Annotated in this window: 14 protein-coding genes and 1 riboswitch; of the genes, 2 read left to right on the top strand and 12 right to left on the bottom strand. The window is 64.8% G+C overall.

Annotated features, from left to right (window positions below; genetic code table 11):
* Positions 1 to 26: 26 nt before the first annotated feature.
* A complete protein-coding gene (locus tag KFE19_09690; GenBank protein ID QUO36703.1) occupies positions 27 to 1,223 on the bottom strand; it encodes a beta-hexosaminidase in 1,197 nt (398 codons plus the stop codon).
* Positions 1,224 to 1,341: 118 nt separating this feature from the next.
* A riboswitch (SAM riboswitch) is annotated at positions 1,342 to 1,460 on the top strand.
* Between the two features lie 43 nt (positions 1,461 to 1,503).
* Between KFE19_09690 and KFE19_09685 the strand changes: the two genes are divergently transcribed.
* Positions 1,504 to 1,779 (top strand): hypothetical protein, encoded by a 276-nt coding sequence (locus tag KFE19_09685; GenBank protein QUO36702.1) that lies wholly within the window; start codon positions 1,504 to 1,506, stop codon positions 1,777 to 1,779.
* Positions 1,780 to 2,412: 633 nt separating this feature from the next.
* Here KFE19_09685 and KFE19_09680 read toward each other — a convergent pair.
* On the bottom strand, positions 2,413 to 2,631 hold the full coding sequence (locus KFE19_09680) for a helix-turn-helix transcriptional regulator (protein ID QUO36701.1): 219 nt from the start codon (positions 2,629 to 2,631) through the stop codon (positions 2,413 to 2,415).
* 53 nt (positions 2,632 to 2,684) lie between these two features.
* Between KFE19_09680 and KFE19_09675 the strand changes: the two genes are divergently transcribed.
* Positions 2,685 to 2,855: a hypothetical protein gene (locus KFE19_09675; protein QUO39671.1), complete on the top strand. Its 171-nt coding sequence runs from the start codon at positions 2,685 to 2,687 to the stop codon at positions 2,853 to 2,855.
* 25 nt (positions 2,856 to 2,880) lie between these two features.
* Here the strand turns inward: KFE19_09675 and aspS are convergent, their stop codons facing one another.
* The 10 genes from aspS to KFE19_09625 form a co-directional block, all read right to left on the bottom strand.
* A complete protein-coding gene (aspS, locus tag KFE19_09670; protein QUO36700.1) occupies positions 2,881 to 4,656 on the bottom strand; it encodes an aspartate--tRNA ligase in 1,776 nt (591 codons plus the stop codon).
* Positions 4,657 to 4,706: 50 nt separating this feature from the next.
* Positions 4,707 to 6,413: an S-layer homology domain-containing protein gene (locus KFE19_09665; protein ID QUO36699.1), complete on the bottom strand. Its 1,707-nt coding sequence runs from the start codon at positions 6,411 to 6,413 to the stop codon at positions 4,707 to 4,709.
* A 411-nt stretch (positions 6,414 to 6,824) separates the two neighbouring features.
* Positions 6,825 to 8,180: a histidine--tRNA ligase gene (gene hisS, locus KFE19_09660; GenBank protein ID QUO36698.1), complete on the bottom strand. Its 1,356-nt coding sequence runs from the start codon at positions 8,178 to 8,180 to the stop codon at positions 6,825 to 6,827.
* Positions 8,181 to 8,490: 310 nt separating this feature from the next.
* Positions 8,491 to 8,904, bottom strand: coding sequence for a methylglyoxal synthase (locus KFE19_09655; protein ID QUO36697.1), 414 nt, complete (start codon positions 8,902 to 8,904; stop codon positions 8,491 to 8,493).
* A 14-nt stretch (positions 8,905 to 8,918) separates the two neighbouring features.
* Positions 8,919 to 9,668 (bottom strand): septum site-determining protein MinD, encoded by a 750-nt coding sequence (gene minD / locus KFE19_09650; protein QUO36696.1) that lies wholly within the window; start codon positions 9,666 to 9,668, stop codon positions 8,919 to 8,921.
* 38 nt (positions 9,669 to 9,706) lie between these two features.
* Positions 9,707 to 10,402 (bottom strand): 16S rRNA (guanine(527)-N(7))-methyltransferase RsmG, encoded by a 696-nt coding sequence (rsmG, locus tag KFE19_09645; protein QUO39586.1) that lies wholly within the window; start codon positions 10,400 to 10,402, stop codon positions 9,707 to 9,709.
* A gap of 8 nt (positions 10,403 to 10,410) precedes the next feature.
* Positions 10,411 to 10,812: a large-conductance mechanosensitive channel protein MscL gene (gene mscL, locus KFE19_09640; GenBank protein ID QUO36695.1), complete on the bottom strand. Its 402-nt coding sequence runs from the start codon at positions 10,810 to 10,812 to the stop codon at positions 10,411 to 10,413.
* A gap of 40 nt (positions 10,813 to 10,852) precedes the next feature.
* A complete protein-coding gene (locus tag KFE19_09635) occupies positions 10,853 to 11,833 on the bottom strand; it encodes an S-layer homology domain-containing protein (GenBank protein ID QUO36694.1) in 981 nt (326 codons plus the stop codon).
* A 97-nt stretch (positions 11,834 to 11,930) separates the two neighbouring features.
* On the bottom strand, positions 11,931 to 13,235 hold the full coding sequence (serS, locus tag KFE19_09630; protein QUO36693.1) for a serine--tRNA ligase: 1,305 nt from the start codon (positions 13,233 to 13,235) through the stop codon (positions 11,931 to 11,933).
* An 80-nt stretch (positions 13,236 to 13,315) separates the two neighbouring features.
* Positions 13,316 to 13,858: a hypothetical protein gene (locus KFE19_09625; protein QUO36692.1), complete on the bottom strand. Its 543-nt coding sequence runs from the start codon at positions 13,856 to 13,858 to the stop codon at positions 13,316 to 13,318.
* Between the last annotated feature and the right edge of the window lie 6 nt (positions 13,859 to 13,864).

Genomic DNA, 13,864 nt, shown 5'->3' with positions numbered 1-13,864 from the left:
GGGACGAAAAACAGGGGGTTCCGGTTTCACAGCAGGCCCAGCGCTTGTTTCCAGGTCAGCACCCGGCGGCAGGCGGTGTCGATGGTGTCCATGGAGAGGGTGCCGTTTTCCACCGCCTCCAGGACCTTGGGGATCTGGGTGCGGTAGTCGGTGGTGATGATGAGATCATTCCCGGCCTCCAGGGCCATCACTGCCACGGCACCGTCCTGGGAGTAGGCGGCCACGGCGTCCATGGCCAGGTCGTCGGTCATGACCACGCCGGTAAAGCCCAGCTCCTCCCGGAGCAGGTCATGGACCGCCGGGGACAGGGAGGCGGGCAGGTCCGGGTCCACGGCCGCCATGATGTTGTGGCTCACAAGCACGGCGGTGGTGCCCGCCCCGGCCTCGATGCCGGCGGCGAAGGGCAGGAAGTCGCTCTGGCGGAAGGTCTCCAGGCTCCGCTGGTCCAGGGCGATGCCGGTGTGGGTGTCGGCGTTGCTGCCGTAGCCGGGGAAGTGCTTGAGGACGCTGCCGATCCCGCTCTCCCGCATGGCGGTGACCACCTGCGCCACATAGTCCGCCGTGGCGGCGGCATCCTGTCCCAGAGCCCGGTCGTAGATGAAGTCGGCGGGGTCGGTGGACACATCCGCCACCGGGGCCAGGTTCACGTTGATGCCCAGGGCCAGCAGGGCGCTGCTTTTCTCCCAGGCGTCCTCGGAGAAGATGCTGCCGTGCTCCGTGGCCTGGGCCGCCAGCTTCTGGGGCGAGGAGAAGGGCTTTTCGAAGAGATTGGGGTTCCGGCTGGCCCGGGTGACGGTACCGCCCTCCTCGTCGGAGCCGATCAGCAGGGGAATGCCGGTGTCGGCCGCGGCAGCGTCCTGGTAGCTCTGGACGGCGGCAGTGAACTGCTCCCTGGTGAGCCAGGCGCCGGCAGCGTCCTGGAAATCCCGGCCAAAGAGGACGTAGCCGCCCAGGTGGTAGGCGCTCACATCCTCCGCGGCGCCGCTGTCAGGACAGCGGACGAAGAACAGCTGCCCCACCTTCTGCTCCAACGTCAAGGAGGCCAGCAGGTCTTCGATCTCCGCCGCCGCCAGCTCCTCCGGCGTGGGCTCGGGCTCGGGAACCTCCGGCTCCTCGGCGGCGGGCGGCGCCTCCGGCGCCTGCTCCGGCTCATCGGAAGAGGCGCAGGCGGTCAGAGACAGCAGGGACAGCGCGGCCAGGGCCGCGGCGAAAAGGCGTTTCATGGGACGCACCTCCCGGGAAAGTTTTCACCAGTATACCATGATTGGCGGGGAAACTCCACCGTCTCTTTTGGAGGGGCCATTTCTCTTGCGGACCGCGCCGCCCCGTGGTACAATCGTCCTACCATAGAGAGTGCGCGAGAGACAAGCTCGTTGACCGCACAGCAACCTGCCGGGAGGTAAGGTGCTAAGGCTTGAACGATGGGACGAACCGATTCCGCGCCCATTGGACGATGGGGGCGGTTTTTTCGCGCTTTCTGTGGAATTTCAGGAGGTGCGAGCCATGAAAACCAACCTTTACGTCACCTGTGCCACAGACCGGGAGCAGCTGGAACTGCTGGACCTGCTCCGCCGCCGGGGCTACCGCTTCCCCGGCGGGAGGCCCCTGCCCGGGGACGACCTGCCCCGCCGGGACGGACGGCCCGACCGGCTGCCCTGGGCCCTGGACACGGTCTGCAGGGAGGCGGCCCACACCAGCGCCGCCGCGGTCGGATATCTCAGCCGCCTGCGGGGCCTGTCCCCGGTGCCCTTTTCCCGTCTAAATCGGGAGGCGCTGTAAGAAGCGGAACAGCCTGGGGAAGGGGTCCCCCTCATCCGTCATTTGCTGCGCAAATGCCACCTTCCCCCCGGGGGGGAAGGCTTTCCGGGCGCCGGGAAAGCGGCGGGCGGATACAGGATCCGCCCCTACGGTCTGAGGGGGTACCCACAGAGACCGCCGCGGCAGCGCGCAGGGGAAGGGGTCCCCCTCATCCGTCATTTGCTGCGCAAATGCCACCTTCCCCCCGGGGGGAAGGCTTTCCGGGCGCCGGGAAAGCGGCGGGCGGATACAGGATCCGCCCCTACGGCCCGATGGGGCACCCACAGGGACCGCCGCGGCAGCGCGCAGCGAAGCGGAGAGCGCGGAACGAGAAGCAGGGGCAGATCCGACAACCACCCCGGCCATTCACCGCACGGTCTGTGCGGCTCCAGGTTTTTTCGACTGCCGGGGTCCGGCGCAGGGACGACGGGGCCGCCGACGCCCGCCGGACCGATTCGCCCGACCCCCACAGCACGAACAGGAGGACCCGGAAACGGGTCCTCCTGTTCGTCAAAGCGGTTTTCTCTTCCACCGGGCGCGGCGCATTCTCTTTTGTCAAGACAAAAGAGAATGGGGGGCGCATCCTCCGCGGGGACCCGCGCCCCCGGCGGGACGTCAGTTCTTTCTGGGATAAGGTGCGGCCTCGTCGGTCAGCCCCGCCAGGTAGTCCATGCTGGTCTCCAGCGCCAGGGCGATCCGCCGGCACTGCTCAAAGGTCATGTTCCGTTTCCCGGTCTCGATCTTGGAGTAGTCGCTCTGATCGATGCCGGTGAGCATCTGCATCTTCACCTGGGAGTATTTCCTCTCCTTTCGGAGCTTCCGCATGGGGGTCATACCATCACCTCAAGGAAATTATGCCCGTATGACCTATTGAAAATAGGGTGATTTTGACCTATTATGAAAGCGGAGGTGATGGAATGCCCGATTATAAGGAACTCTATTTACAGCTGATGCGGGCCACGGAGAAATCCATACGGATTTTGGTGGAGGCGCAGCAAAGCTGTGAAGAAGAAATTCTGCGGGAAGCGGACCAAGAACAAAAAGAGAGCCGGACGTAATGTCCGGCTCTCCTTGTTTTGCTGTTTACTCCTGGGGCTTCACCAGGGCGATATGCAGCTCGTCCAACTGCTTCTGGGTGACGGCGGACGGCGCGTCCATCATCACGTCCTGGGCGTTCTTGTTCATGGGGAAGGGGATGATCTCCCGGATGGAGTCCTCGCCGGCCAGCAGCATGACCATCCGGTCCACGCCCGGGGCGATGCCCGCGTGGGGCGGCGCGCCGTAGGTGAAGGCGTTGTACATGGCGGGGAACTTGGCCTTCACGTCGGCCTCGCCGAGACGCACCATCTCAAAGGCCTTGATCATGATTTCCGGGTCGTGGTTCCGCACGGCGCCGGAGGAGAGCTCCACGCCGTTGCACACCAGGTCGTACTGGTCGGCGGTGATGGTCAGGGGGTCGATCTCGCCCCGCTCGGCCTTCAGCAGCACCTCCAGCCCGCCGGAGGGCATGGAGAAGGGGTTGTGGCAGAACTCCAGCTCGCCGCTCTCCTCGCCGATCTCGTACATGGGGAAGTCCACGATCCAGCAGAAGGCGTACTGCTCGCGGTCCATGTGGCCGGGAACGGCGGCGCCCAGGGTCTTGACCAGCACGCCGGCGGTCTTTTGGGCCTGGCCCAGCTTGCCGGCGGAGAGAGCCACGAAGTCATTGGGCTTCAAATTCAGGGCGGACACCACGGCGTCCTTGATGGGGGCGACGAACTTGGCGATGCCGCCCACGATCTCGCCGCTCTCGTCGAGGCGGAACCAGTAGGGCTTGCCGCCGGAGACGACCTCCACATCCGCCAGGGTCTTGTCGATGAACTTGCGGGTCTCGTGGAAATCGCTGACCACCACGGCCTTGACGCGGTTGCCCTCAAAGGGTCCGAAGCCGCAGCTGCCCAGGATGTCCGTCGCGTCTGTGACCGTCAGGTCGATGCGCAGGTCCGGCTTGTCGGAGCCGTATTTCTCCATGGCCTCGGTGTAGGGGATGCGCAGGAAGGGGGCGCCGCTGGCCCGGTCGTACTTGCCGTACTTGGCGAAGATGGGCGGCAGCACGTCCTCCAGCACGGCGAACACGTCGTCCTGGGAGGCGAAGGCCATCTCCATATCCAGCTGATAGAACTCGCCGGGGGAGCGGTCCGCCCGGGCGTCCTCGTCCCGGAAGCAGGGGGCGATCTGGAAATAGCGGTCGAAGCCGGAGGTCATCAGCAGCTGCTTGAACTGCTGGGGGGCCTGGGGCAGGGCGTAGAACTTGCCGGGGTGGTTCCGGGCGGGCACCAGGTAGTCCCGGGCGCCCTCGGGAGAGGAGGCGGTGAGGATGGGGGTGGTAATCTCCAGGAAGCCGTGCTCCGTCATGGCCTGGCGCAGGGCGGAGACCACGTTGCAGCGCAGGATGATGTTCTTCTTGACCTCCGGGTTCCGCAGGTCCAGGTAGCGGTATTTCAGCCGCTGGGCCTCGTCGGCCTCCCGGCTGCGGTTGATCTGGAAGGGCAGCTCGTTGTGGACGCAGCGGCCCAGGACCTCCACCTTGGCGGGAACGATCTCAATGTCGCCGGTGGCCATCTTGCTGGACTTGCTGTCCCGCTCCCGGACGGTGCCCTCCACGGAGATGGTGGACTCCTTGTTGATGGCCTTGAAGGTGTTCACCATCTCCTCGGTCTCCGCCACCACCTGGGTGGTGCCGTAGAAGTCCCGGACCACCACGAAGGCCAGGGCGGCGCTGACGGTCCGGACGTTCTCCATCCAGCCGACGATCTTCACCTGCTTGCCGGCGTCGGAAAGGCGCAGCTCTCCGCAGGTATGGGTACGATTCTGCATCATGGTCGAAATTTCCTTTCTATCTGTTGAAACTGAGAAGTTTGTGCGCTTGGTTATTCAGACAGTGCCTGGGCGATGGCCGCCACGTCCAGGGCCTCACAGGCGGGGGAGAGCACGGCCTTGGCCGCCTCCGCCCACTGGGTCAGCTGGGCCTGGGCCGCCAGGGAGCCCACGGTGTCCATCAGGTCGGCGTCCTCCGCCGGGTCCAGCCTGATGACCACCATGTAGCAGTTCTCCTCCTCCAGCACCGGGGAGACCCGGCCCACAGGCAGGGCCTTCAGGGTCTGGAAATTGCTGTTGGACAGGGCGCTGATGGGCAGCAGCTCCGGGGCGGTGGCGTAATCCTCGCTGTATTTCCAGATGAGGAACTCCAGATACTCCGGGTCGTCCAGGTGGGCGGAGAGCTTCTGCCGGACCTCCTCAGCGGCGGCCTTGGCCTCCGCGTCGCTGGCGTGGTAGCCCTCTTCGCCCCGGTAGATGGTCACATACTGGCCGTAGAGGTAGCCCTCGTCGGCCAGGAGGCTGCTGAGTTCAGAAGAGGACAGGTGGCTCTGGACCGAGAGGTTCTCCCCCAGGGCCGCGGCGGTCAGGATCTCCCGGGCAAAGTCCGCGGAGAAGCCGTAGGGGGCGCCGTAGGCCTCCAGGTCCTCTTCGATCTGGGTCTTCTGCTGGGCGGTGAGGGGGTACTGGCTCTGGCGGCTCATCAGCGCCGCCAGCTCCTCCGCGTCCGCCTGGGTGTCCTGGAGGACCTTCTGGGCCGGGGTCATGCCGCCCTTGTCCGGGGCGTCCCAGTCCACCGGGGCGCTGACGTCGATGCCGTGGACCTCCAGGAGGTAGTCGGCGAAGTCCCCGTCGAAGTCCTCGTCCATCCAGTAGTCCTCATAGTATTCCTGGTAGGTGTCGTAATAGCCGTAGGCCTGCTCCGCCTCCATGGCCGAGATGTTCAGCGCCAGGAAGCAGAGATAGGCTTCGGCGGTGATGTCGTAGCCGTCCGCCGTCAGCATCACCGTGTCGGGTTCCACGCCCAGGATCTCCCGGGCGTAGCTGGGCACCGTCAGGGTGAAGGACATCCGTTTGGCCGGGTCCGCGATCCGGGCCAGCATGGCCGCCGCCTGGCCCCGGTTGATAAGGTCCAGGCCGTTGAAGGTGCCTTCGCTGTCGCTGCCGGTGAGGATGCCCGCCCGGTAGAAGCGGAGGATGTCGCTGTCGGAGGTGTCCGGCAGGGAGTCGATGTCGTTGATGGGGGCCAGGGCCTCCTCCGGCAGCACCGCCGCCAGATACCACACGAAGTCATATCGGTCGCAGGGCTCATCCGCGCGGAAGTCCAGATATGTGAGATCGTCCAGCAGATACGCCGCCGCCTCGCCGTCGCTCTCCTCCACGGAGGCGGTCAGGGCGTCCACGGCGGGCTGATACCAGGCCTCGCCGGAGGCCGCGGGGCCCAGGTCGCCGTCTCCGCCGGCAAGCAGGTCCTGGAGCCGGGCGGCGATCACGGTGATCTGGGCGTAGGTCAGGCTGCCCTGGATGTCGAAGCGGGTGTCGGTCCTGCCGTTCATCAGGTCGGTCTCATAGACGGCGATGGCCTCCTCCCGGCACCAGGCGCCCTCCAGGTCCGCGAACTGACCGGTGTAGGTCCGGGCATCCGGCAGCAGCGGCTGCGTCTCCGCCGCGGCGGCGGGCAGGGTCAGGGATAGGGCCAGGACCAGAGCCAGGAAAAGGGCGGTCCAGCGGGGCTTGGCGCGGGTGTGTGTTGTGAACATGACCATGCTTCCTTTCCTATCATGTCTCCCATTTGGGAGCGGTGTCCGTCAGAACTTCCACAGGGGGAAGGGGAGTCCGGCAGCCGCTGGTCCACGGCGGACAGGCCCGGCTCTTTTCTGCCTGCGGAGCCTGAAAGGGGCGCTGCAACAGCGCCGGGGGCAGCAGGGAACACAGGGATCCGAGGCCCGCGATGGGCTCCTGCGATATTCCAGTGCGGAATATTTTTATCATAAATTACAAATAGGACTTATCCTTTCTGTCCGGCGGCGCCGGTGTCCGTACTGCCAGAGAGATGAAAAGTAGGCCGATCAATAACAATTTGTTTATTTACAATCAGATTATACGATTTGTAAAGATTTACGGAGCCTGCTCTGCGCCCCGCCGCCGGATATGCGGGGCCGCCTCCCGGATCACTCCAGGATGACAGCGCCCTTCTCCCGCTCGGCCAGGCCCGCCTTGATGCGGTAGACCGTGGCGGCGGGGGAGAGCTTGGTCTGCTCGCCGGTGACCATGTCCTTGCAGGCGGCCACGCCCTGGGAGATCTCGTCCTCGCCCAGGAAGATCACGTAGGGGATGCCCAGCTTGTCGGCGTAGGAGATCTTCTGCTTGAACTTCTTGTCCTCGCAGTGGAGCTGGGTGCGGATGCCGTTCTCCCGCAGAAGGGTGGCGAGAGAAATGGCGGCGGACAGGTCCTCCGTCATGGGCAGGATCAGCACGTCCGCCGGGGCGGTGGGCAGGTCCGGGTTCAGCATGCCCTGCTCGCCCAGGACATAGAACAGGCGGGTCAGGCCGATGGAGATGCCGGCGCCGGGCAGCTGGCGGTCGGTGTAGTATTCGGCCAGGTTGTCGTACCGGCCGCCGGAGCAGACGGAGCCGATCTCCGGGTGGTCCAGCAGCGTGGTCTCGTAGACGGTGCCGGTGTAGTAGTCCAGACCCCGGGCGATGGTCAGGTCCACGGCGAAGTTCTCCGCCGGGACGCCGAAGTCGGCAAGATAGCGGGTGACGGTTTTCAGCTCGCTGAGGCCCTGGTCAAAGGTCTCGTTGCGGCCCTGGTAGCCCTCCAGGGCGGAGAGGACCTCGGCGTTGGTGCCGGTGATGGCGATGAACCGGAGGATCTCCCCGGCCTGGGCCTCGGTGAGGCCGCAGTCCTCCCCCAGAATGGTCCGCACCTTCTCGGGGCCGATCTTGTCCAGCTTGTCCACGGTGCGCATGATGTCGCCGGACCGCTCGGTCAGGCCCTCCATGGCGTAGAAGCCGTTCAAGATCTTGCGGTTGTTGACCCGGATCTGGAAGCGTCTCAGGCCCAGGGCGGAGAATGTCTTGTAGATGATGGCGGGGATCTCCGCCTCGTTGACGATGGAGAGCTTGCCGTCGCCGATAATGTCGATGTCGGCCTGGTAGAACTCCCGGAACCGGCCCCGCTGGGCCCGCTCGCCCCGGTAGACCTTGCCGATCTGGTAGCGGCGGAAGGGGAAGGTCAGGTCGTTGTAGTGCAGGGCCACGTACTTGGCCAGGGGGACCGTCAGGTCGAACCGCAGGCTCAGGTCCGCGTCGCCCTTGGTGAAGCGGTAGATCTGCTTTTCCGTCTCACCGCCGCCCTTGGCCAGCAGCACCTCACTGGACTCGATGACCGGGGTGTCCAGGGGGGTGAAGCCGTAGAGGGAGTAGGTGCGGCGGAGGATCTCCATGATGCGCTCCATCTGCTGCTGGGGCGCCGGCAGCAGCTCCATAAAGCCGGACAGAGTCCGGGGGGTCATTTTCGCCATGATGCAATGTCTCCTTTATCTCGTAAACAGTGGTCCCGGACCGCCGTCCGGGGAAAAATAAACGCTCTCGTCCCCTTGCTTTGGGACGAGAGCGAATCTTTCGCTTCGTGGTGCCACCCAAATTCAAGGCCCCGCAGGGCCTCCTTTTGCCTCCTTTGGTACGGGGAGGGTGCCGTGGGCGTCTCCGCCCCCGCTCCGCCGCTGTCCTTCCTCCAGTCCGGCCGGGGCGCTCTCAGCGCCGCGCCCCTCTCTGTGGGGCCGGGAAGTTGGAGTACTGCTGCGGCATCCGCGCGGATGTCAGGGAAGGTGCTCAGGCGATGGGCTTGGTGGAGGGGTTGACGATGCACCGCCAGTCCAGATCGCCCCGGGCCAGGCCCAGCACCAGCATCTCCGCCGTGGCGATGTTGCTGGCGAAGGGGATGTTGTTCTGGTCGCACAGGCGGGAGATATAGGACACGTCCCCGGCCATAGCCTCGTTGGTGGGATCGTTGAAGAACAGCACCATATCGAACTCATTGTAGGCGATCCGGGCGCCGATCTGCTGGCTGCCGCCGTGGGCATAGGATAAAAAGCAGTGGACGCTGAGGCCCGTGGCGTCGGCCACCATGTGGCCGGTGGTGTTGGTGGCGTACAGGTGATGCCGGGAGAGAATGCCGGCGTAAGCGGTGCAGAACTGCACCATCAAGTCCTTCTTATTGTCATGAGACATCAGGGCAATATTCATGCAGGGGCTCCTTTCTATCTGATCCGCAGCAGAGGGACCCGCTCCCCCTGGATGCGCTTGGCGATATTTTGATAGGCTGCCGCGGCGGGAGAGCCGCCGGCCAGCAGCAATGGCGTGCCGCGTTCCAGGCACAGGGGCAGGGCGTCGTCCTCCGGCACCACCCCCAGCAGGGGCAGGCCCGCCTTGTCAATGGCGTCGTCAATGGTGGCGTGGAGCTGGCGCATCATCTTCTGCCGGACCCGGTTCACCACCAGATGCAGCGCCCCGGCGGGGAAGCGGTGGAGCTCCATGACGGTCCGCTGGGCGTCCCGCAGGGAGGAGGCGTCCGGATTGGTGACCACCACGGCCCGGTCCGCGCCATACACCGCCAGTTGAAAGCCGCTCCCCAGGCCCGCCGGCGCGTCCAGCAGGCAGTAGTCGTATCGCTTCCGGATCTCCGCCAGCAGGTCCGCCATCTGGGTCTCCGTCACCGGACGGCCCTGGATGCGGACCGGTGCCGTCAGCAGGTGGAGCCCCGGTACCCGGGGGTGCTCCGCCACGGCGTCGTCCAGAGAGCAACGGCCCTGGATCACGTCGGAGAAATCCATCAGAGCCCGGTCACTGAGCCCCAGGGCCAGATCCAGGTTCCGCAGGGCCGTGTCGCAGTCCAGACACAACACCCACTGCTTGCGCAGCGCCAGAGCGGTCCCCACCCCGGCGGCGAAGGAGGTCTTGCCGGTGCCGCCCTTGCCGGACACCACGGCGATGCACTGTCCCAGCCGCATGGCGGCACCCTCCTCTCAAACTTTCTTCGTATTTTCTATTATAAGGGATTCTTCTTGATCTTTGCAAATATTCTGGGGTATTTTTCCGGGGTTTTTCGGATTTTTTTTATGATGACCAAACGGTGGCGCACGTCGGTGCCCGGGATCCCATAGTCCCGCAGGGCCTCCACCCGGCCGCCCAGGGTCTCCAGGGCCCGTTTGGCCTCCGCCAGCTCCGCCTCGCTGTCCACGGATTTCATGGCCAGGAAGGCGCCGCCTACCTTTACCAGGGGCAGGCACAGCTCTGCCAGGACCGGCAGGGCCGCCACCGCCCGGGAGGTGACCAGATCAAAGGACTCCCGCCGGTCGGCGGCAAATTCCTCCGCCCGGCCGTGGACGCATTCCACGTCCGTGAGCCCCAGCTCGGCGCACACCGTCTCCAGGAACCGCACCCGCTTGCCCTGGGCGTCCAGCAGCGTCAGGCGGATGGAGGGCTCGGCGATCTTCAGCGGCAGGCCGGGAAAGCCCGCGCCGGTGCCCACGTCCGCCACGGATTTCTCTTTGAAATCCGTCAGCGTCAGCAAGGCCGCGCTGTCCAGAAAGTGCAGCGCCGCCACGTCCGCCGGATCGGTGATGGCGGTGAGGTTCATGACCTGGTTGGTCTCCAGCAGCAGCGCTCCGTACCGGGCCATGGCCGGTGCCGCCGTCTCCGGCAGTCCCAGGTCGCCAAGACCCCGGTGCAGCAGGACTTCCATCTCGTCCATCAGGTTTTCTCCTTCAGAAGGTCCCGGATCTCTGTCAGCAGCACTTCCTCATTGCTGGGCTTGGGCGGTGCCGGAGGCGCGGCCTCCTTCTTGCGGTGGAGGCTGTTGACCGCCTTCACCAGGCAGAACACGGCGAAGGCCATGATGAGGAAGTTCAGCACGGCGTTGAGAAAGCTGCCCACCATCACCTCGCCGCCGCCGGGGACGGTGAAGGACAGGTTGGACAGGGCGCTGTTGCCGCCGGCGAAGATGCCCAGGACGGGGTTGATGATGTCGTTCACCAGGGAGTTGGTGATGGCGCTGAAGGCGCCGCCGATGATGACGCCCACCGCCAGGTCCAGGACGTTGCCCCGGGCGATGAACTGCTTGAATTCGGAAATAAAGCCTTTGCTTTTGGACATAAATCGATTACCTTTCCTTTGTGTCGCGCCCGCTGGACCCTCAGCCCTCCGCGGACACCCGCTGAGCGGGGTCCAGCAGCCGGGCCAGGATCACGGCGAACTGGGCCCGGGTCAGCGTGCCCTTGCCGTTGAAGGTGCCCTGGTCGTCCGTGCCGGTCAGGATCCCCGCCTGATAGAGGGCGGTCACATCCGCCCGGTCTGTATCCGCCGGGACGGCGCTGCTGAGAGGAGCGAGCAGATCCTCTCCCGCGATGAGGGCCATGACCGCCGCCGCATCGTAGCGGGTGGCCTGCTCCGTCAGCGTGTCCGGCAGGGCGGCGTCCATGGCGCCGGGGAGGCTGCGCAGATAGCAGTCTCCGCTCCAGTACCAGGCGCCGGCGCTGGCGCCGTCGCTGTCGGAGAAGGTGTTGATCCGGACCATGGGGTCGTGGGCGCCGTAGTCCGCCCCCTGGATGTGGTAGCGGTACATATAGAAGAGGGGATCGTAGCTGTTGGCCCGGTCCTGGTTGGCCCGGAAGGTGAGGCTCCCGTCCACCGTCACTGTGACATAGGCGGGGGACTTGCCGTCCAGATAGTCCCCGGCCAGCGTGATAATGAAGTCGCCCCGGGGGATGGCCGCGCCGCCCAGGCCTGTATTGTTGACCTGAACGAAGGAGGCGGCGTCATAGACAGTGCCGTCCGGCAGGGTGATGGACACGGCGCCGGTGTCCGCCGGTACGGCGGGCAGGTCGCCGGTGTTTCCCTCCAGCCGCCACTTTACCCGGGCGGCCAGCACCTCCAGCTGGGCATTGGTGAGCCCCGCCTGGGGGGAGAAGGCGGTGTCGGAGGTGCCGTTAAAGACGCCGGTCTCATAGCACAGCTTCACGGCGTCCGCGTACCACGCCCCGGCCGGAATGTCGGAAAAGGGGGTGTAGGTCCGCTCCGCCGCCAGGAGGGGAGCGGCTGTATCCGCTGCGGCGCAAGGGATTGCCAGCATGGACAGGAATACAGCCGATAAAATGGCGCAAAGGGTACGCTTCATGGTCCCGACCTCCTTGTATTGGCTGGAAACGGGTTTCACTATTTGTATTTTACTATTGGAATAATACGAATTGTATTACATCAAACGGCTGGGGGGCTTATTTTTTGGGCACCAGCTTCTCCGTGCCGCCCATGTAGGGCCGCAGGACCTCGGGGATGACCACGGTGCCGTCGGCCTGGAGGTTGTTCTCCAGGAAGGCGATCAGCATGCGGGGCGGAGCCACGCAGGTGTTGTTGAGGGTGTGGCACAGCTGCATCTTGCCGTTCTCATCCTTGTAGCGGATCCGCAGGCGCCGGGCCTGGGCGTCACCCAGGTTGGAGCAGGAGCAGACCTCAAAGAACTTCTGCTGGCGGGGAGACCAGGCCTCGATGTCGCAGGACTTGACCTTCAGGTCCGCCAGGTCGCCGGAGCAGCACTCCAGCTGCCGCACGGGAATATCCAGGGAGCGGAACAGCTCCACGGAGTAGCGCCACAGCTTCTCATACCAGTCCTTGGACTCCTCGGGCTTGCAGACCACGATCATCTCCTGCTTCTCAAACTGGTGGATGCGGTAGACACCCCGCTCCTCGATGCCATGGGCTCCTTTCTCCTTACGGAAGCAGGGGGAGTAAGAGGTCAGGGTCTGGGGCAGGCTCTCCACCGGCAGGATCTGGTCGATGAACCGGCCGATCATGGAGTGCTCGGACGTGCCGATCAGATACAGGTCCTCGCCCTCGATCTTGTACATCATGCCCTCCATGTCGGTCTGGGACATGACGCCCTCCACCACGTTGCCGTGGATCATGAAGGGGGGGATGCAGTAGGTAAAGCCCTTGTTGATCATAAAGTCCCGGCCGTAGGCCAGCACGGCCTCATGGAGCCGGGCGATGTCGCCCAGCAGATAGTAGAAGCCGTTGCCGGAGACCCGGCCGGCGGCGTCCAGGTCGATGCCGCCGAAGGACTCCATGATCTCGGTGTGATAGGGGATGGGGAAGTCGGGCACCTTGGCCTCGCCGAAGCGCTCCACCTCCACGTTGCAGGAGTCGTCGGGGCCCAGGGGCACGGAGTCGTCGATCATCTGGGGGATCAGCAGCATATCCTTGTGCAAAGCGGCCTCCAGCTCCGTCTCCTGCTTCTCCAGCTCCGCCAGGCGGTCCGCCTGCTCCTTGACCTGGGCCTTCACGGCCTCGGCCTCCGCCAGCTTGGAGGGGTCCTTCTTGGCCTGGCCCATCAGCATGCCGATCTGCTTGGAGAGGGTGTTGCGGTTGGAGCGCAGCTGGTCGGCCTCGGCAATGGCGGCGCGGCGCTTGGCATCCAGTTCGATGACCTCATCCACCAGGGGCAGCTTGGCGTCCTGGAACTTTTTCTTGATATTTTCCTTGACAGCGTCGGGATTCTCCCGGATAAATCGAATATCCAGCATGGTATTCTCTCTCCTCTGATCTGAAATAAAGTCGTGTTTCACGTGAAACATGGCGGATGTGCATTGCTGCGGGGCGATCCTCAGCCCGCCTGGCCCTCCACAGCCTGGCGCAGTTCCTCGAACCGCTGGGCGGGGGAGGTGACCCCCTCCTCCGGTGCCTCATTGGACAAAAGCCGGTCATAGCCGGCGCTCTCCATCTCCCCGATGGTGGCGCGGCAGGCATCCAGATCTCCGGCGGCGTACTGCTGCTGCAGGGTGTACAGTCCCAGCAGCGCCTGCTCCTGGGCCTGGGCATCGTCCAGCTCCTGCTGGAGATCCTGTTCGGTTTCCTTCAGGTCCTGCTGATCCTCCTGGACCTGGGCCAGCTCCTCCTGGAGCTCAATGATTTTCTCCTGAGTGGCCTGGACCTCCTGCATGGCGGTGACGGAGTGCTGCAATTCGCCCAGCGCCTCCGTGTTGCTGCGCTGGTGCATAAAGAAGGACAGCGCCATCAGCAAAAAGGCCGCGATAAAGAGGATCATGATATAGACCACGACGGGCTTTTTCCCGGTGGGCACCGTCTCCGGCTGCCGATCGGGATTGGGCTCGCCCTGCCCGTCGCTGCGTTTTTCCAGTTTCATCATGCTTTG

It is taken from the genome of Dysosmobacter sp. Marseille-Q4140 (assembly GCA_018228705.1).
Classification (GTDB): domain Bacteria; phylum Bacillota; class Clostridia; order Oscillospirales; family Oscillospiraceae; genus Oscillibacter.
This window is presented reverse-complemented; position numbering and strand designations above follow the sequence as displayed.

Coding starts and splice junctions, on each gene's coding strand:
- KFE19_09690 (QUO36703.1), bottom strand. CDS start 1,223: ATGAAACGCCTTTTCGCCGCGGCCCTGGCCGCGCTGTCCCTGCTGTCT.
- KFE19_09685 (QUO36702.1), top strand. CDS start 1,504: ATGAAAACCAACCTTTACGTCACCTGTGCCACAGACCGGGAGCAGCTG.
- KFE19_09680 (QUO36701.1), bottom strand. CDS start 2,631: ATGACCCCCATGCGGAAGCTCCGAAAGGAGAGGAAATACTCCCAGGTG.
- aspS (QUO36700.1), bottom strand. CDS start 4,656: ATGATGCAGAATCGTACCCATACCTGCGGAGAGCTGCGCCTTTCCGAC.
- KFE19_09665 (QUO36699.1), bottom strand. CDS start 6,413: ATGTTCACAACACACACCCGCGCCAAGCCCCGCTGGACCGCCCTTTTC.
- hisS (QUO36698.1), bottom strand. CDS start 8,180: ATGGCGAAAATGACCCCCCGGACTCTGTCCGGCTTTATGGAGCTGCTG.
- KFE19_09655 (QUO36697.1), bottom strand. CDS start 8,904: ATGAATATTGCCCTGATGTCTCATGACAATAAGAAGGACTTGATGGTG.
- minD (QUO36696.1), bottom strand. CDS start 9,668: ATGCGGCTGGGACAGTGCATCGCCGTGGTGTCCGGCAAGGGCGGCACC.
- rsmG (QUO39586.1), bottom strand. CDS start 10,402: ATGGAAGTCCTGCTGCACCGGGGTCTTGGCGACCTGGGACTGCCGGAG.
- mscL (QUO36695.1), bottom strand. CDS start 10,812: ATGTCCAAAAGCAAAGGCTTTATTTCCGAATTCAAGCAGTTCATCGCC.
- KFE19_09635 (QUO36694.1), bottom strand. CDS start 11,833: ATGAAGCGTACCCTTTGCGCCATTTTATCGGCTGTATTCCTGTCCATG.
- serS (QUO36693.1), bottom strand. CDS start 13,235: ATGCTGGATATTCGATTTATCCGGGAGAATCCCGACGCTGTCAAGGAA.
- KFE19_09625 (QUO36692.1), bottom strand. CDS start 13,858: ATGATGAAACTGGAAAAACGCAGCGACGGGCAGGGCGAGCCCAATCCC.